Consider the following 19,097-nt stretch of genomic DNA (forward strand, 5'->3'; position numbering starts at 1 on the left):
CCTTCTTTCTTATTCGTCCATAAATTCGCCTGACAAGGTATGAATTGTTAAATCTTTGAGATCCTTGTCATCTTTGAATACCAAACTAAATAGATAACCAAAGACAACTGTTGCTACAAGAGCTATGACAGCTACAAGAAGTGCTGACATTTTCGCATTGTTGGCGAGGAAGCTAATCACTACACTGATTAAAAAGCCTAACAGAGCACCTTTTGCATTGGCTCTTGTTGTGAAAATTCCTAAAACAAAGAGTCCGACAACTGGTACACCGAACATACCTGATACGGCTAGGAAAATATCCCAAGTTGATGAAGAATTTCCTGCAATGAAGTAAAGGGTAATCAATGTACTTATTGTCCCTGCAACAATAATCACCAAGCGTGCCAACCAAACATCTGATAATGATTTGAAAGAATCGTTAAAGAAGCGTTGTTTGAAGTCAACCACCACACACGATGAAATGGCATTAAGACTAGATGAAATAGTTGATTGGGCAGCAGCAAAGATGGCAGCAATAACCAATCCTGCAAGACCAGCTGGTAGTTGTGTTACGATGAAATAAGGAACGATGGCACTGGTATTAAACCCTTCAGGTAGGGTGCCAGTATGCGTGTAGAAACTAAAGAGAACTGTCCCCATACCAAAGAAAAGTGGGATGGCAGACAAGGCTAACCAACCAGATGTCCATAATGATTGAACAGCGTCTTTGGTTGATTTAGTGGTCAAAAAGCGCTGAACGACATCCTGACTACCTGCATATTGATATAAACTGTTAGCAAATTGTCCAATAAAGATTAAAGGAATGAAATTAGCGAGGTCAGATGCCTTAAAGTTATTTCCCACTGAAATAAACTTATGATGTTCAACAGTGTCAGAAACTAAGGTTCCTAGACCACCATCAACTTTAGTGATTCCGATAACAATAACCAAGAAAGCACCGGCTAATAGAATAATGGCTTGGATGGCATCGCTCCAGATAACCCCTTCGATACCTCCTAAGAAGGTGTAAACAACACAGAGCAAACCAACAATAGCTGCAATTAAGAAAGGATTGATGTCAGTTACAGAGGTAATCGCAAGAACTGGCAGATAGATAACAACCGCCATACGTCCTAAGTGATAAACAACAAATAGAAAACTACTCATGGCACGCAATTTTGTACTGAAGCGTGACTCTAGATATTCATAAGCCGTTGTCACATCCAATTTTCTAAAAAAGGGAATGAAATATTTAGCCATTAGAGGAATAATCAAGAAAATCGTCAGCGTACCAACAGCATAAGACCAGTCTGTTAAGAAGGAACGTTCTGGTACTGCCATAAAGGTAATCGAACTTAGGGTTGTAGCATAGACACTAAGTCCTGCTGCCCAAGAAGGTACTTTACCATTTGCTTTGAAAAAAGCATCCGTACTCTCGCTAGATTTTTTTGTGAAATAGGCGCCTACTAGTAACATGATTCCTAGATATAAAAGAACCATGAACCAGTTTAAAGCTCCAAATGATACTTTATCCATAAGTTTATCCACCTTTAATTAATAAATGTCGCACGCGCTTTCGTAATCAATTCTGCTGCTTCTTTGGCAATTGCTAGATCGGCTTCTGCAAGTGGTTCTAATGGTCGTCTTACAGAACCCAAATCAAGATTTTCATTGATTCGAAGAACTTCTTTAATCACTGCATAGAGATTGGCATGACCTGAAACCATTTTATAAATGACATCGTTGATGGCATATTGTAAGGCTTTGGCTGTTTCTAAATCTTTTTCAGCAATTAGGTCATTGAGTTTCAAGAAGAGATCTGGCATGGCACCGTAGGTTCCTCCAATTCCAGCTTCTGCGCCCATAAGTCGGCCACCAAGAAACTGCTCATCTGGGCCATTAAAGACAATATAATCTGAACCACCTTCAGCAGCGAAAAGCTGAATGTCTTGTACTGGCATTGAAGAATTTTTAACCCCAATCACACGAGGATTTTTACGCATCTCAGCATATAAGCTACTTGTCAATGCTACGCCTGCCAGCTGCGGAATATTGTATATAATAAAATCTGTATTAGGAGCTGCCGCACTCATATCATTCCAATATGTCGCAATCGAATACTCTGGAAGTTTGAAATAAATAGGCGGAATAGCGGCAATAGCATCTACACCAAGCGCTTCAGAATGTTTCGCTAATTCAATACTATCGCGTGTATTGTTACAAGCTACATGGTTAATAACGGTTAACTTCCCTTTGGCAACTTCCATAACGGCTTCAATCACTTGTTTTCGATCTGAAACGCTTTGATAGATACATTCTCCAGAAGAGCCATTAACATAAATCCCCTTAACACCTTTATCAATGTGATATTGAACCAAGTCTTTCACACGCTCTGTACTAATATCGCCATTATCATCATAGCAAGCGTAAAATGCGGGAATAATACCTTTATATTTGTCTAAATTTGTCATTACAAACTCCTTTTTATTAATAATCTTTTGTTGCTTCAATAAATGGTTTAGCAATAATGAGCGGTCTTGTAATAGCCGATCCTACAACAACGCTATCAACACCTAATTGCAAAACACGTCTCACCTTATTTGGGGTGTTAATATTTCCTTCTGCAATAATGGGAGCACCCACCTTAGCTCTTGCTTGACGAATAAGGTCAAAATCACCACTTTCAATCACTAAGTGTTGACTTTGTTTCGTGTAACCAACTAAAGTAGTCCCTACAAAATCAAAGCCCAGCTGATCTGCTGTAACCATTTCATCCAAGGTCGAACAGTCTGCCATCAGTAATTGATTAGGATAGGTTTGCTTCACCTCCTTGATAAATGCTTCTAGAGATTGCCCACCAGGGCGAGTTGAAATCGTTGCATCAACGGCAATAACTTCGACACCAACTTCAACCAAGGACGCCACCTCGTCAAGAGTAGGTGTAATAAAGGCCTCTGCACCATCATAATCTTTCTTAACAATCCCAATAATCGGCAGATCTACAACTTCTTTAATCTCCTTAATATCTCTCACACTGTTAGCTCGAATGCCCACAGCACCAGCTTCCTGTGCTGCCTTTGCAAAAAGTGGCATGACACCTCCTTTTTCTGAATACATCGGCTCTCCAGGTAAGGCTTGGCAAGAAACAATCACACCTCCTTTTATTTTCTCCAAGATGTCTTGTGCGCTCTGCATTATATTTCCTCCTTATCGATAATCGTTTGTTGATAGCGCTCTTGTTTTTGCTGAACATCAATCTCAAGGTAATAGGCAAATAAGCAGTCAATCACTAGCAGCAATGGAAATTGTGGTGAAATTCGATTACCATACGCTAAATTATCCGTTGAAGCTAAGAGGACTAGCTCATCCCACGGGGAATCTTGACCAGCTTCTTTCTGCGTGGTTAATAAAATGGTCTTAGCCCCTCGATCTTTTGCTTGAAGCAAAGCATCAATAACAGCCTTCGTTTTCCCTGAAATTGAGGCACCAATCACCAAACAAGTCTCATCTGCCAACATACTCGCCCAAAGCAATTCATCATTGTCCGTCACAATATCACAAATCAATCCCAGTCGCATGAACCGCATCTTCATTTCTCTAAGAGCCTGACCTGAACTCCCTTTCCCATAAAGATAAATCCGTTTAGCGTTTTCAACAAGGCTTGTCACCCTAGCTAATTGGCTCTCATCTAAAATCGAATAGGTTTTTTGCAAGAGCTGATCATAATCAGCCAAAACTCTTTTAGTCACATCACGCTTTAAAATCAAAGAGGCGCTATCAGTATCCTCTTGTGATTCCTGATAGGAAAAAACAAATTCTCGATAGCCAGCAAAGCCACATTTTTGGGCAAAACGTGTCAAGCTAGCCTTCGAAACATGTAGCCGCTTGCAAACGCTGACGGCTGATAAATCCTTGATTTCCTGACCAGTGATAAAATATTGAGCAATGGTTTGTTCGGTTGATGTCATTGAATCTAGATAAGATTCAATCAAAGGTATTACGTTTTTTGTTAAATTTGCCATTTACTTACCTCACCTAAAAGTATAGCGCTTACAGAATTTTATTTCAACAAAATAAAAGAAATAGAAACTAGTTTCTATTTCTTTTCTCTTATCGTCCAAACAGCAAGGAAATTAAAACTAATTTCACTAGATATATCTTACTACAGTCAAATGAATTACCTGTCAGACAAGGAACAGAAAAAGACGCCGAACAGTACTTGATACTCAATGAACATCAAAAGCAGACCTTGTTGACTTACTTTGATGAACACCAGTTCTACCTGCATCGGCATGCCTAGTCTGCTTTTGATGTTCATTGAGTAGGCCTAGGGCAAGTCAAAAGTAGCGATGTATCAAAGTTAATTCAAAAGATTATATGACAGCTCATTTTTAGCTAATCGATAGACTTTCTCTTATCTTCTCAATGTCATCTGGACGCGTTCGGCAACAACCGCCAACTAAGGTTAACTGTTCGAACTTCTCCTGCCATCGCTTGTGATAAGATGCTATCTCATGCATCGCCGAATCACTCGCATGCCAGGTTTGCGTTTCACCATGGTAAACTTCACCTGAATTTGGGTAGGCTACAAGGGGCAAGGAGGTTAAATTAACGAGCTGACTCAAGACTTTTTCACAGACCGTCGGGGAGCTGCAATTCACTCCAAGCGCTACTATCTGTGGGCATTGTTGAACAAGTCTTACCATCTCCTTCAGATCTGTCCCATCTGATAGGCTTTCGCCATCTTGTGAGGTGATACTCAAGTAGACTTCTGTATCGGGAAATTCTTCTACTAACAATTCGATGAGCGCTTTTATTTCCAGAAGGTTGGGCATCGTTTCCAAAGCCAGCAAGTCCACGCCCGCTTTTAAAAATAAGGCAATTCTAGAACGATGAAAATCTTTCAATGTTTCCTTGCTAATTTGCCCGTAATCCCCTGTGTATTCAGACCCGTCTGCTAAATAGGCGGCGTACGGACCGACATCACCGGAGATTAGGGGGTAAATGCGTGTGCTTTTAGCCGTTTCTTCGATTTTTTCCCAGGCTGTCTTTCTAACTATTTTCGCCAATTCAACACTCTTAATAATCAGAGATTCCGCCTCTTTTTTGGAGATGCCAACCCCTTGCAGACTGGCTAGACTGGCCTGATAGGTAGATGTCGTGATAATATCAGCACCAGCCAAGACATAGGCTTCATGAATCTTTGTAATAGCGTCTGAACCATTAAGCAAATACTTTGCCGACCACAGCTCACCACTAATATCATAACCTCTAGCCTCTAGCTCTGTTCCCAAAGCGCCATGTAAGATAACAGCTCTTTGTTGAGATAATAATTCTTTAAACTGTCCCATTTAATACTCCTCCTACCAAGATTTAAATTTCCATTTGTGATAGCCATAACAAGCCAACATAAAAGGAATACCAAAATATAAGCCCGGTCTTTGCGCCTCATCCCAAGCAATACCAATCACTGAAATCACCAACAAGGTAATCGTTAACCACGGCAAAACAGGGGAAAAAGGAGTGCGATAAGATAATTCTGACAAAGAATGCTCTTTCAAGAATGCCTTTCTAAAACGTACCTGCGCTAGCGGAATAGATAGCCAAGTAACAACCACGGCAAATCCTGCAATGGATACTAAGGCTAAAAAGACTGTATCCGCAGCATAGACACTCGCTACTAAGGCAATCACCACTCCTACCATAGAAAGCCACATGGCTCTCATAGGAACGCCATGCTTGTTGATGCGAACGACATTTTTAGAAATCATCCCCTCATTGGCTAGAGACCAGAGCATACGGCTAGAAGCATAGAGCCCAGAAGTTGACGCCGATAAAATGGCTGATAGAATAATCACATTCATGATGTCTGCTGCGTAAGGGATACCAATCTTATCTAGAACAAGAACAAAAGGAGCTTCTGTCACACCGGCTTCTGCCATGGGCAAAAGAGAGGCTAAGACCAACATCGTTAACACAAAGAAAACAACCAACAAACCAATAGTAGACTTGATAGCCTTTGGTACAGCTTCCTTAGGATTATCCGTTTCACCGGCTGCAATCCCAATCATTTCAACCCCAGAAAAAGCATAGTTGACTGACAGCATGACAGAAACCAAGCCAACTAGACCATTGGGTAAGAAGCCGTCTGTAAAGACATTTTCAAAAAGAGGTGCTGAATGATACCCTTCAACTGGTAAAATACCAAAGATAGCCAACAAACCCAAAACAATGAACATCAAAATAGCGTAGGCTTTAATACTTGAAAAATAAGTCTCCGCTTTGGCAAACCAGCCCACACTGAGCATGTTAAGAGCAAAAACGAGGGTAGCAAAAATAGTCGCAAATACCCAGATGGGAACCTCAGGAAACCAACGTTGTGCCAAGAGGGCTGCTCCAACGAATTGCGATGCCAGGGCAACAACCCAGCAAAGCCAGTACATCCAAGCTACCATAAAACCTGTTCCAGGACTGATAAACTTAGTGGCATAGGTATGAAAAGACCCTGTGACCGGCATGGCTACGGATAATTCTCCTAAAGAAAACATCACCAAGTACACCATGACACCCCCAAATAAATAGGAAAAAATCGCCCCAAACGGTCCCGCCTGAGCAATCGTATAACCAGAACTTAAAAACAGACCTGTTCCAATCACACCTCCTATTGAAAGCATTTGAAGGTGACGGCTCGTCATTTCTCGTTTATACTGACCTTCATTTTCAAAGTGATGATTATCCATCGTCATCCTTTCTCCTTTTCCCCTTTTTGACGATTAAAAACCTTGACTAAAATTGACAGACATTTTTATCGTACTTATGATACTAACATGAATCTCATTATCTGAAACATAGTTATTTTTTAAAAAACGTTATAGGATAAACTTATAACACCTATTTTTTACTCTCCTACCCCTTTTAAATAAAAGCTTTATCTCAAATAACACATTCATACACAACCTTAACTCCTTATAAAAACTTAGGGATTTCTGGTACCGAAAGGTAGTGGTGTTTTTGAGGAATAATAAAAGACCCCCTGATGAAAAACAAAGGGGTACAGTAGGGTGTGCTTCTACACGCGCTTATTTCTATTCTTATAGTCTTTCGACTATAAGAGCCATCAACAACTTATCCCCAATGAAAATCCAAAGCATTAGCTACGAGCTCTTATTTTGGTATTTGCCTTCAATCGTCAGGGGTTATGTTTTCCCATTCCAACTTTTCATTCAGTAAATACTTTGAATAATATGAAGATTTATTTTCGTTAACAACATAATAACCTGGTTTTAACTTGCTTTTGTCAACCTTTTTAGCATAATCCACAAAATAAGAAATATCAGTATCTGTTGAAATATAGAGTGGTGTTACTCCTATTTTTAAATAGTTAAAAGGATCTAAAGTATTTATCCCTAAAAGAGGTTTTTCATCATTTTTATTGACAATATCAAGGTCATTTTTTAATTCCTTATTTAATAAACTATTATCCACATCAGAGAATTCAAAAGCTTCTTCACTCATCCCCACTTCCACATTTTTAAGACCTGTTTCTTCAAGAGACTTTTTTAATTGAGACTGGTATGAATTCATCTTTTTATTTTTAAATAAAGCAGTATCGAAAAATTCACTAAAAAGAGCACTGTCACGATTAATTTCATAGGATTCTGAATAATGACCTGTATACAAATCAACTATGTCATGAAGGCTATATTTAGGCTCTTTTTTACTCCTATCGATTCCAAAATAAAAATGATAGGTTTCTTTATTTTTCCCAGCACCTTCAGTATAAGTATAACTAATTCTTTGATTATGTGGATTCGAACGATTCTCTAAGTCACTTATTTTTCCCTTAAATCCTGCCTTTTTATAAATGGCTGGAATTCTTTTTGAATTTATTTCATAAGGGACTTCCATTGTGTCATTAAGTCCATAAAATATCAGTCCAATCACACCGAAAACAGTTAAAATGTTAACGACACCGAAACAAATCAAAAAAATCAAAAAATACTTCTCAATTTTTTTCCATACTTTTTTATTCATTTTTAAATCCTACTATGTTTTTATATATTTTTGATTGTAGCATATTCAATCATTGAATAACACCTTACCTAATACTCCCATAGCTTAACTAGCTGTCGTAGTCGTTCTGACACACCGTCTCTAATAGTGCAAATTTAATAAACACATGCAATTTTAATGAACACATCCGTATAAATACCTCCTACAAATATCAATAATATTACTCAAAAAATACACGGGTGCATCCTTCAATAGAAATGCAGATAAGCTCAAATGAACACTGTCACAATGCAGGTTTTTGCTACTTTATTCGGCAACTAACACATCGATTTCTGTACAAAAATACACCTAACGATTACTTAACTTCTTTCTAACATTGAACAATTTTATTATTTATTATACAATACTACATGGATATGAAAAAAATATTAAACAAAATTTGGAGGATGATGTGAAAAAACATAGTCAAAAAAAGCAGTTAGTTGCTGTAGCATTAATAACGACAGGTACACTAATGATGTACACAACACAAATAGAAGCTCAAGAGGAGACTCCGCTTAACACCTCAACGGAAATACCATTAAACACTGAAATAGACAACGAGCATGCTCTATCAACTGTCAATAAGCCTGAAACTGTGTCAGAAAGTTATTCTTCAGAATCAGAAATACCTTCCCAAAACCCAGAAACAACTCTTGATTCCGAGTTAGACAGCACTAATGTCACCAAAATTTGGGAAGAAAGTCAGCAGGGAGCAGGTACCATAACAGCGGTCCTTGACAGTGAACTAAATAGTAATCATGAGGCTTTCTCAAACACAGATCTTAAAACACCCAAAGTAACAAAAGAAGAAGATTTAAACAGATTGAAAGATGCCGCAAACATTGATTACGGTAAGTGGATTTCACCTAAAATTATTTTTGCCCATAACTACCTTAAAAACAATGATGACGTAGCAGGAACAGACACACATGGAAGCCATGTGTCTGGTATTGCCGTTGGGGAAAGTACACAACCTATGGAAAACGGGTTGAAAATGACCGGCGTCGCCCCTCAATCTCAACTCATTTTTATGAAGGTAATTGGAGGTGCTGATGAATTAAGAGCCAAAGCTATTATTGATGCCGTGCATTTGGGCGCTGACAGTATCAATATGAGTTTTGGAAAAGGCGCAGATTCTAAACATCATTTGCACCCTGATATGGTTAAAGCAATCCAACTAGCAAAAGATAAAGGGGTTTTCTTAGTTGCAAGTGCGGGCAACGATCATGCTTTTGGGGAGGTCTCAAAAAAACCTCTAGCAACAAATCCCGACTTTGGGGTCGTTTCTTCTCCAGGTTTATCAGAAGATGTCATCAGTGTAGCTGCTTATCAAAAACCTTACATATACAGCGAATATTTAACAACATCAACACATCAAAAAATTGCCCTCTCAACCAGTCAAGGCTTACTTACCGAATTTGATAAAACGAAACAATACCAGTTTGTTGACGCTAAATTTGGCAGAGAAGAAGATTTTAAAGCCATTGATGCAAAAAATAAAATTGTTTTAATTCAACGTGGAGAGATTGGATTTGCCGATAAAATTACTAATGCTATCACAAATGGAGCTGCAGGGATTCTCATTTATAATAATACGGCAGGAGAGAATCTAACACTACCATTGCCTAAAAATCTTGCTACGATACCTTCTGGCTTTATTAGTCAAAAAGACGGGCAAGCGCTATTAAACAATCAAAATCAGACATTAGCATTCACTAAGCATTATCACATTTTCAAAAATCCTGGTGGCAATCAGATAGGCGACTTCTCCAGTTGGGGGCTTACTGCGGATGGTCATTTAAAGCCAGACGTTGCAGCCCCAGGAGGATTCACCTACTCAGCTGCTTTCAAAGGAACTAATCACTATGAATTGATTAACGGTACTAGTGCCGCAGCTCCCCATGTAGCTGGCTTAGTAAATCTCTTAAAACCTATCTATCAAAAACGTTTTCCACAGAAAACACCTAAAGAGTTGGCACTATTCATAAAACAGATTATGATGAGTTCGGCAACTGCTATTTTTAATGAGCAAGAAAATGCTTATGTTTCACCACGACAGCAAGGGGCAGGGCTCGTAGATGCCAAAAAGGCTGCTTTTGCTACCGCCTATGTAACAGATCAGAACAATAATAGTAAAATACATCTTGGCGATATAACAGATACATTTCATCTAGTGGCAAAAGTTCATAATCTAAGCTCCTCTCCTACTAAATTTTATTATACAGCGCATGTAGGAACAGATAAGGTTGAAGATCAACACTTTGCACTAGCACCAAGACATTTGTTATCAACCGAAATTAAAACAGTTACTGTTCCAGCTAATACAACACTAGACATTAGCATACCAATTAATGTCACTCAGTTTCATAACCAGCTGAGCAAACTGATGCCTAACGGCTACTTTCTGGAAGGCTTTATTCGCTTTATGACGTCTCCAAATAATTCTGAAGTGATGAGCATTCCTTTCATTGGTTTTCGTGGAGCAGGTAAGTTTGCCGATTTAAATGCAGTAGAAAAATCTATCTATGAAAATCCAAATAAAACATTTTATTATGAACGTCCTAATCATTTACAAGATGGAGAATTTGAAGTAAATGAATTCAAAGAATTTAAAGCACAAAATTTCACAGCTCTCCTTAGCCAATATGGTTCATGGGGATATGTACAAGAATCTAAACGTCCAGATTTCAATGAAGAAGAAGCCTTAGAATTTCGCTCAACTACTGTTTTAGGTGCTTATGATAAAACAGGGGCTCAAAATATCAAAAAATTAGTCTTCAAAGATGGAAAACCTTACTTAGCACTTTCACCAAATGGAGATGGTGTTATGGATACAGTTGAGTTTAGAGGAACACTGTTACGAAATGTAAAAGATTTAAAAGCCAAGGTCTATCGACCATCTGACCTTACAAATGCGATTTGGGAAAGCTCCGAATCCTCAATAGCTGATAAACATTACAGCGAATCACTAGAAAAATCAGGGGCTGCAACTACCTTTGAAAAGACGAGATGGGACGGAAAAGATCAATCCGGTCATTATGTCGGTGATGGTCATTATATCTATCGTATCGTATTTACTCCTATTTCTGAGGGAGCAAAAGAACAACATATGGATTTTGATTTGACACTCAATACTACCCCACCTGTACTACCGCCATCAGCAAGCTACGATCACACTTCTCGACTTGTCAGAATAGTACCTACTCAACAATCAAAAGCTAACGCTCCTATTTTTCGAACACGTTTAGCCTACACTGATATGGAAGAGGGCTTCCCAGTTATTCGCTATATAGAACCTCATCAGGACGGAACTTTTACCATTCCAGACACTTTCCTCAACGAATCTGAAGAAACCACTGAACTGACACCCGAACAACTAACGTATGTTGTTGAAGATTTCGCGGGTAATTATTCTCATGTCAAACTTACCGAAATTCTAAATAAAGAAAATCAGCTACCTGATGTCCCTGAAAAAGAGGAGACTGGAAAAGACGCTACTGAAATAGAAGCCACTGAAAAAGAAGTTCCAGAAAAACAAGCGCCGAAAAACGAGAATCCTAAAAAGGAAAATACTGAAAAACAAGCACCGCAAAACGAGAATCCTAAAAAAGAGAATTCGGAAATAGAGGATACTGGAAAAGACGCTACTGAAATAGAAGCCACTGAAAAAGAAGTTCCAGAAAAACAAGCGCCGAAAAACGAGAACCCTAAAAAAGAGAATTCGGATAAACAAGCGCCAGAAAACGAGAATCCTAAAAAGGAGAATTCGGAAATAGAGGATATTAGGAAAGATGCTCTTGAAAAAAATATTCCAAAAAAAGAGGATAATCCAAGAACTCAGTTAGCAAGTGTAAATAAAACTTTAAAGAGAGCTCCTCACGTTTCTCCAGAAAATCCACTCAAGTCTAAAACAAATCAGCAAGACAAAGGTACAGAAAGTAAAACGTACTATCAAAACCCTAACCTTCCTAAAACAGGCGATTCAACTAAGCATACAACGCTATTGGGCATCTTAAGTTTATCATTCGGCTTTATACTAAATTTAGTATCTTATCGCAAAAAAAGATAGTCAATAATGCTGTGCTGCTTCCAAAAGTTGAATAAGAAATGATTGAAAGGATTTAGTTCTGTATTGTACAGGGCTAGGTCCTTTTCTATTATTCGTCAAGTATATAAAGATTTAAGAAATGGTAAATCTGCTGTCCTATTGTGTCATTAAATCCATAAAACATCCGTCTGAAAACAAGTAACCTGTTAACGACACCGAAACAAATCAAAAAATACTTCTCACTTTTTTGATATAATAGAACTATTAAAAAAGTAAAGGAAACGATTGGGATGAACGCAATCACAGCTCACAGCTCACAGCTCACAGCTCACAGCTCACAGCTCACAGCTCACAGCTCACAGCTCACAGCTCACAGCTCACAGCTCACAGCTCACAGCTCACAGCTCACAGCTCACAGCTCACAGCTCACAGCTCACAGCTCACAGCTCACAGCTCACAGCTCACGCTGATTATGTAATCGGACGTGTTTTTTGTCAAGCTCTAAAACTGGCTTTTTCACATTTTTGTGGAGGGGCCTTTTCTATTGATTTGGAGAGCGAGGTGTTGGCATGAGTCAATCGTATGAAACAAAGATTCAGAAAGCCTTGCGAGAAGTGGTTGAAAGATTTGATGACCGATATATTTTGGATGGATTGTTGAAAAAAGATGCTATTATCACAGCTTTAGATAATTACCAGCCTGAGCTAATCGAACAACTTCTAGTAAATCCAATTCTAAAAGATGCTTTCACAGAAGCAATTGCTGGTGCTACTATCTTAAAAATCAATGCCATTATCCAAGCGCTTGAAGTTGATGAGTATTGGTCAAACTCCTACACGCGTTACAGTAACAAAATCGGGCTGACGTCACACAATCGCTATCTTGATGAGATTTCTGATGTTGTCCTTGATTTTCCATACAAAGATACCGTTTTAAAAGCTGGTATGAGCAAAGAAGATGTAAAAAAAGAGGATGCTCAAGAAACATTCTTAAATGAAATCGTTGCTCGTGAGGAAATTGACGTTCTACTGGATCATAAGATTTTCAAAAATGCTAGGAAATATGATGAAACAGGAACTTCAGAAGTTTCAGAAATCAAGGATACAGATAATCTGATTATCAAGGGGAATAACCTACTAACACTTCATAGTTTGAAAGAACGGTATGCAGGAAAGGTAAAATTGATCTATATTGATCCACCATACTATTTCATCAAAGATAAAAAAGAAGACACATTCGCCTATAATTCCAATTTCAAACTATCAACCTGGTTGACATTTATGAAAAACAGGCTTGAAATCGCTAGAACCCTATTGGCTGACGATGGGGCTATCTTCATACAGATTAGCGATGATGGTGTTGGAGAGTTACATGTATTGATGAAGGAACTTTTTGGTAAAGAAAACTTTATCAATAAGATTACCTTGAAAACTAAGTCTCCTTCAGGTTTCGCAAGTGTCAATCCGGGAGTATTTGAGACAGCAGAATATATCTTATCATTTGCCAAAGATAAGTCTAAATGGAAATATAACCCTCAATATGTTCGTTCTGACTATGATACTAATTATAACCTCTATATTACCAACAAAAATGATGACCATTCAAAGTGGCAAATTGAAAATATCGGCGAACATATTGCCAAAAGACAGGGGTACGAAAACAAGCGAGTAGCTATTAAGGAATTGGGACGGTCTTTTTTTAACCATTTAGTTGCAGATTTTGCTTTGGAACATGCTGACTCCGTTTTTCGTTATACGCCTATCAACAATAATGCTAGTAAGGTCCTCATTGAACTAAGAGATAAGTCAAAAGAAAAGCCCGAAACAGTATTTTTTCAGACCAGAGACGAAAACTATGACGTTTATGTAAAAAATGGACAGGAAATCGCATTTTATTCCAAAAAGATTAGAAACATTGATGGTGAACGTGTTCCAAGCATTCAACTATCAAATATCTGGATGGATACTCCTTATGAAGGAATCGCTAAAGAAGGCGGTGTAACTTTAAAAGGTGGGAAAAAACCTGAAAAGCTCATTCGAAGAATTATTGAGCTAGCCACAGACAGAGGCGATTTAATTCTTGACTATCATCTAGGTTCAGGCACAACCGCAGCTGTTTCACATAAGTTAGAACGCCGATATATTGGACTTGAACAGTTAGACTATGGAGAAAACGATAGTGTGGCAAGGTTAAAAAGAGTTATTGAGGGTGATAAAACTGGTATCTCCAAGGCTGTCAACTGGTCTGGTGGTGGCTCATTCGTCTATGCTGAGTTGATGGACAAGAATTCAACCTTTATTGAGGCTGTCCTTAATTCTAAAAACTCGGATGACTTAAAAGCTGTCTATGATGAGATGAAAACCACGCTTGATTTTGATTTCAGAGTGGATTTACAAGAAGTATCAAAATCTCTTTGGGGTGAAGAGTTTGATGTTCAGAAGAAAATTCTGGTGAAGATTATTGATAAGAACCAGTTGTATCATAATTATTCTGAAATTGATGATGAGATGATTCAAGCTCAACTTGCTAAATCAGACATTGCTTTCAATAAGAGCTTTTATGGGGAGTGAACATGGCTAACAAAACAAAGAAAAAAGAACTAACTTTTGAACTCTATGATGAGCTAAAACAGCTGGATATGGATATTTTGCATGAGCAACATGGTTGGGAGTTACCGCAGTATATCGTGGAAAATCTCAAGCATCACCCACGTCCTTATCAAAATGAAGCTATTCGCTATTTTCACTATACACAGACTTCGGAAGCATTTAAGTTCCGAAAGCCTAGACAGCTCATGTTTAACATGGCGACTGGTTCAGGAAAAACGGATTTAATGGCTGGATTGATACTCTATCTCTTCAAGGAGAAAGGCTATCAAAATTTCCTCTTCACGGTAAATACCAATGGTGTTTTGAGTAAAACAGTTGACAACCTGACGGATACTCAATCCACCAAGTTTCTTTTCGATTCGCACTTGGAAATTGATGGAGAGCGCCTCTCTATCAATCAAATTTCTGGAAAATTTCCAGATTTTCCCAACAAAAACGACATCAATATCAAGTTTGTTTCTATCCAAACGTTGACAAATGAACTCTTTACTCAGGCAGAAAATGTGATGTCCTTAAAAGATTATCAAAAGGCGAAGCTGGTTATTCTGGCAGATGAAGCCCATCACTATTCTGCTTCCACAAGAAGGAAAAACAAGGTTGAATTGAAAAAAGCGTCGTGGGAAAAGAGCCTCCTATCTCTTCTTCACACACGTGCTGATAATCTTTTGCTAGAATTTACGGCAACGCTTGATTTTGATGATGAAACCATCTATGAAAAATATCGAGATAAGATTATTTATCGTTATACACTGGATTCATATATCAAAGACAGGTATTCGAAAAATGTTAGACGCATTCAAACAGGAAATTCCAATGAAGAAAACATGCTTAGCACCGTACTTCTAAGTGAGTATCGAAGAAAATTTGCTTTGGAAACATTTGGCATTGACCTCAAACCTGTTATCCTTTTCAAATCGCATAAGATTGACGCTTCACATGAAGCTAATAGACTATTCAACGAAATGATTGACAGTCTGAATGTTGACTACTTGCAACATTTCTTGCATTCTCAGACGAGAAACTTAACAGACGAGCAGAGTCATACCCTGCAACTGGCATACCAGTATTATCTTAAGCAGGACGACCTTTCCATTATTGTACGAGACATCAAGCGTGGTTTCTCACCAGCTAGGATTTTGAATGCGAACGATACAGATAGCAGTTCAAAAGGACTATTAGAAACGGGGCAGTATCAAGCACTCAATTCTCTCGAGTCGCCAAGTAACCTTTATCGTGTTGTCTTTGCCGTTGCTAAATTAACTGAAGGTTGGGATGTGCTCAACCTTTACGATATTGTAAGGATTAGCAGCCTAGGTAAGACCAATGATAAAAAAGATGCAAAAGCGACCAACTCGGAAGCTCAACTCATAGGGCGTGGTGCAAGGTATAATCCTTTTTCTCTAGGTAAAAAGATTTCCTATCAGAGACGATTTGATGACGACAATGAAAAAGCAAGCCTTTTATTGGAAACTCTGCATTATCATACTCTCAATGAACCACAATATCTAAAAAATCTCATGTCATCGCTTGATAAGATGAATCTAGCAACGGGTACGGATGGGAAAAATCCTCCAATTGATATTAGGCTAAAGACATCTTTCAAGAAAACTCAAATCTATAAAATGGGGAAACTTTATTATAATGAAACGAAAGAAATCCCTGATAGTCATTACGTCAATTTACGTGCCTATGGCATAGATATTTCTAAAATAGCAACCGTACCTTATTTCAAATCAAGTTATGAAGCCTCTTACCGTTCAACTGAAACAAGAGCGTTAAAAACTTCTCCATTAAAAGGAATCGATAGTCGTTATTTCAAAAAGGGAGTTAGCCGTTCAACTTTTTTCCGATTTAACAATCTCAAAAAATACCTTCCGAATCTCAAATCTATGAACGACTTTTGGGGAGAAGAGTGGCTCGATTTAAAAAATCTCATTTTATCCGTTGAAACCGAAAAAGAAACGGTGGTCGAAGATTTTTCAGCAGTTGAAAAGATGAAAATTGTAGATCGTTTTTTGGACATTCTTGCTGGTAAAATAAAGTCTGGGTATCGCAAAGAAAAAGGTACAAATCGCTTTGTGGGCTATCCTATTTCAGAATACCTTGCTGATTACCGAAAACGAGTCCCTAATTACGATACTGCCAAGCAGAGTGATTCATTCATCGAACAAAAAGTATCTAATATTCCTTTTGGTCAGTATGATTTCTTTGCTTATCAGTCCGCAATCATCAATAAAAACGAAGAGCATCTAGTTGATACCATAGCCAATCATGTAGATGAACTTAGAGAAGAATATGGCGAGGTTTTTCTAATCCGAATGGACGAAAACATGCTTAAAGGAACAGATAGAGTCGAGCGCTTAAAGCTACATCAGTTCGAAGAAAATCCGAGAGAAATCAACTTAGCAGGTTTTCAACCAGATTTCATTCTACTGCTTCAAAACCAAGAATTTTATCTACAAATATTCCTTGAGCCAAAAGGAAAGCAGCTAATGGAAAAAGATAGGTGGAAGGAAGAAATACTCACCTACATCAATGAACACCAAGAAGATTTAGTTTTTGAAGATGAGGTTGATGGTATCCTCATAAAAGGACTCAAGTTCTACAATAGAGAAAATAGCAAGGTGACGATTGACCAATTGGCAGAAATTGCCCTTGATAAACCAAGTTTTAGTGGGAATATCGAATTGAATCTGTTCTAATGCTCAAAGGGCAACTTCCGTTTGGAAGTTGCCCTTTTTGATAATTTCGCAAACGCTATACCTTATGATTGGTGACCGTTCCAGTTTAGCCGCACAAAAGAAGGAAAAAGGGTTAGCGACCATTTTCCAAAATGCGCTAAACATTCTCTAAAATTGAAAAAACTTGGTCATTGGTAATTGGAACGTGACCGAAGGCTTTAATATAGGCTTTTCAATTAACTTTGTGCATCATCACTTTCGACTTGCCCTACGCATACTCAATGACAAGCAAAAGCAAACTAGGCGACACAGATAGCAGATCGAACTGTCTTCACCACATCAAGTCAACAAGGTCTGCTTTTGATTTTCGAAGAGTATCATGTACTGTCCAGCGTCTTACCTTCCTCGTCTGAAAGTCAATTCATTTAACTAGATAAAGGGCTGAAGAGGCTTTGAGACATAACATAAACCCACGGCTCTTTCCAACATCAAAAAAGCTAGCCATGCTAGGCTAGCTTAGATGATACTAATGTTAAGTGAGATAGCTTGGTTACTTTCTTTCTCATTTTATAGTCTCTTGAATTAACTTTGCTACATGGTCATTTTCGACTTGCCGTACTCAAGTACTGTCCGCGTCTTAGTTCCTTGTCTGAAAGTTAATTCATTTGATTATATGATAAAAATGAGTGCTAATCTGTTAGTCTGACGATGGTTCGTCCTAAATGGCTGCCTGTTTTGAGCATTTCCAAATGCTTAGGAACCTCCTCTAAACCAATCGTATCTGTTTGTAGGTTATCAAGCGTCGTCCGATACTGTGCTAATTCTGCCCAGGCTGCTAGACGGTCTTGATGGCTGATGTTAACAGAGTCTATTCCTAACACATTAACCCCTCGTAAGATAAAGGGTAATACAGTCGTTTGTAAGCCGATTCCTCCCGCATTGCCACAGAGGGAAATCGCTCCTCCATAAGCGAGTTGGGGAATCAGGTGGCTTGCCACATCACCACCCACAGTATCTAGGACAAAATCGTATTGTTCTTTCAGTAGCAATGGCTTTTCTTTGATAAAAAGATCTTCTGGTCGAATGACTTGTTGAGCGCCTAAACGACTGACGAGTGCTTCTTGATAATCTTTACGAACTAGAGCTGTTACATTGCTGTAGCCACGTTCTTTTAAGAGTGCTAGAGCAATTGAGCCTACACCACCACTAGCTCCCGTTACTAAAACACGCGCCTCTTTCTTCTCAAACAGACCAGCATTTTCCAAAGCCAAGATAGACAACATGGCTGTTAAACCTGCTGTACCATATACCATTGCTTGCTCAGGCGATAGCTCTTGTGGCAGAGGAACAACCCACTCCTTAGGAACACGTGCGTACTCTGAAAAGCCTCCTGTATGCGACATGCCCATCTCGTAGCCTGTCACTAAAACTTTTTGACCAATCTCAAAGGCATCACTTTTTGAAGACACAACTGTCCCGGCTAAATCAATCCCTGGAATCATAGGATAATGGCGAATCACTCCACCCTTAGGCTGAATCGCCAACATATCCTTATAATTTAAAGACGAGTAAAGTACCTTGATGATTACATCGCCTTGGCTAAGGTCATTAAGCGTGATATTCTGAAGTCCAAAGACTAATTGTCCATTGACATCCTCTAAACGCATTGCTTTAAAAGTATCCATCATTTTCCCTCTTTGTATGCTATCCAAAAAGACCCCATCA

The 19,097-nt window shown here is 38.5% G+C and carries 11 protein-coding genes; 3 read left to right on the forward strand and 8 right to left on the reverse strand.

Translation table 11 applies throughout. The features are described from left to right. Nucleotides 1-9: 9 nt before the first annotated feature. The 7 genes from A3IA_RS0107265 to A3IA_RS0107295 form a co-directional block, all read right to left on the reverse strand. A complete protein-coding gene (locus A3IA_RS0107265; RefSeq protein WP_018380665.1) occupies nt 10-1,515 on the reverse strand; it encodes a sodium:solute symporter family protein in 1,506 nt (501 codons plus the stop codon). Between the two features lie 14 nt (nt 1,516-1,529). Then, nucleotides 1,530-2,450, reverse strand: coding sequence for a dihydrodipicolinate synthase family protein (locus tag A3IA_RS0107270; protein WP_018380666.1), 921 nt, complete (start codon nt 2,448-2,450; stop codon nt 1,530-1,532). A gap of 16 nt (nt 2,451-2,466) precedes the next feature. Next, nucleotides 2,467-3,174, reverse strand: coding sequence for an N-acetylmannosamine-6-phosphate 2-epimerase (locus A3IA_RS0107275; RefSeq protein ID WP_018380667.1), 708 nt, complete (start codon nt 3,172-3,174; stop codon nt 2,467-2,469). Then, a complete protein-coding gene (locus A3IA_RS0107280; RefSeq protein ID WP_018380668.1) occupies nt 3,174-4,001 on the reverse strand; it encodes a MurR/RpiR family transcriptional regulator in 828 nt (275 codons plus the stop codon). The genes A3IA_RS0107275 and A3IA_RS0107280 overlap by 1 nt, the downstream gene beginning before the upstream one ends. A gap of 369 nt (nt 4,002-4,370) precedes the next feature. Further along, nucleotides 4,371-5,330, reverse strand: a complete 960-nt coding sequence (gene mmuM / locus A3IA_RS0107285; RefSeq protein ID WP_018380669.1) for a homocysteine S-methyltransferase — start codon at nt 5,328-5,330, stop codon at nt 4,371-4,373. A 12-nt stretch (nt 5,331-5,342) separates the two neighbouring features. Then, on the reverse strand, nt 5,343-6,719 hold the full coding sequence (locus tag A3IA_RS0107290) for an amino acid permease (protein WP_026217615.1): 1,377 nt from the start codon (nt 6,717-6,719) through the stop codon (nt 5,343-5,345). Between the two features lie 442 nt (nt 6,720-7,161). Then, nucleotides 7,162-8,013 carry a hypothetical protein gene (locus tag A3IA_RS0107295; RefSeq protein WP_018380671.1) on the reverse strand — a complete coding sequence of 284 codons (852 nt, stop codon included), beginning with the start codon at nt 8,011-8,013 and terminating at the stop codon, nt 7,162-7,164. 430 nt (nt 8,014-8,443) lie between these two features. Between A3IA_RS0107295 and A3IA_RS0107300 the strand changes: the two genes are divergently transcribed. The 3 genes from A3IA_RS0107300 to A3IA_RS0107310 all read left to right on the forward strand — a co-directional run bounded on the left by A3IA_RS0107300 (nt 8,444) and on the right by A3IA_RS0107310 (nt 17,393). After that, nucleotides 8,444-12,103 (forward strand): S8 family serine peptidase, encoded by a 3,660-nt coding sequence (locus tag A3IA_RS0107300; RefSeq protein ID WP_018380672.1) that lies wholly within the window; start codon nt 8,444-8,446, stop codon nt 12,101-12,103. Nucleotides 12,104-12,651: 548 nt separating this feature from the next. Beyond that, the gene (locus A3IA_RS0107305; RefSeq protein ID WP_018380673.1) at nt 12,652-14,652 is read left to right on the forward strand and encodes a site-specific DNA-methyltransferase; all 2,001 of its coding nucleotides are present in this window, start codon (nt 12,652-12,654) and stop codon (nt 14,650-14,652) included. A gap of 2 nt (nt 14,653-14,654) precedes the next feature. Continuing rightward, entirely contained in the window at nt 14,655-17,393 is a 2,739-nt protein-coding gene (locus tag A3IA_RS0107310; RefSeq protein ID WP_018380674.1) for a DEAD/DEAH box helicase family protein, read from the forward strand. Between the two features lie 668 nt (nt 17,394-18,061). Here A3IA_RS0107310 and A3IA_RS0107315 read toward each other — a convergent pair. Continuing rightward, nucleotides 18,062-19,057 (reverse strand): acrylyl-CoA reductase family protein, encoded by a 996-nt coding sequence (locus tag A3IA_RS0107315; RefSeq protein WP_026217616.1) that lies wholly within the window; start codon nt 19,055-19,057, stop codon nt 18,062-18,064. Nucleotides 19,058-19,097 lie beyond the last annotated feature (40 nt).

This window comes from Streptococcus thoraltensis DSM 12221, from assembly GCF_000380145.1.
Taxonomy (GTDB): domain Bacteria; phylum Bacillota; class Bacilli; order Lactobacillales; family Streptococcaceae; genus Streptococcus; species Streptococcus thoraltensis.

Coding starts and splice junctions, on each gene's coding strand:
- A3IA_RS0107265 (WP_018380665.1), bottom strand. CDS start 1,515: ATGGATAAAGTATCATTTGGAGCTTTAAACTGGTTCATGGTTCTTTTA.
- A3IA_RS0107270 (WP_018380666.1), bottom strand. CDS start 2,450: ATGACAAATTTAGACAAATATAAAGGTATTATTCCCGCATTTTACGCT.
- A3IA_RS0107275 (WP_018380667.1), bottom strand. CDS start 3,174: ATGCAGAGCGCACAAGACATCTTGGAGAAAATAAAAGGAGGTGTGATT.
- A3IA_RS0107280 (WP_018380668.1), bottom strand. CDS start 4,001: ATGGCAAATTTAACAAAAAACGTAATACCTTTGATTGAATCTTATCTA.
- mmuM (WP_018380669.1), bottom strand. CDS start 5,330: ATGGGACAGTTTAAAGAATTATTATCTCAACAAAGAGCTGTTATCTTA.
- A3IA_RS0107290 (WP_026217615.1), bottom strand. CDS start 6,719: ATGGATAATCATCACTTTGAAAATGAAGGTCAGTATAAACGAGAAATG.
- A3IA_RS0107295 (WP_018380671.1), bottom strand. CDS start 8,013: ATGAATAAAAAAGTATGGAAAAAAATTGAGAAGTATTTTTTGATTTTT.
- A3IA_RS0107305 (WP_018380673.1), top strand. CDS start 12,652: ATGAGTCAATCGTATGAAACAAAGATTCAGAAAGCCTTGCGAGAAGTG.
- A3IA_RS0107310 (WP_018380674.1), top strand. CDS start 14,655: ATGGCTAACAAAACAAAGAAAAAAGAACTAACTTTTGAACTCTATGAT.
- A3IA_RS0107315 (WP_026217616.1), bottom strand. CDS start 19,057: ATGGATACTTTTAAAGCAATGCGTTTAGAGGATGTCAATGGACAATTA.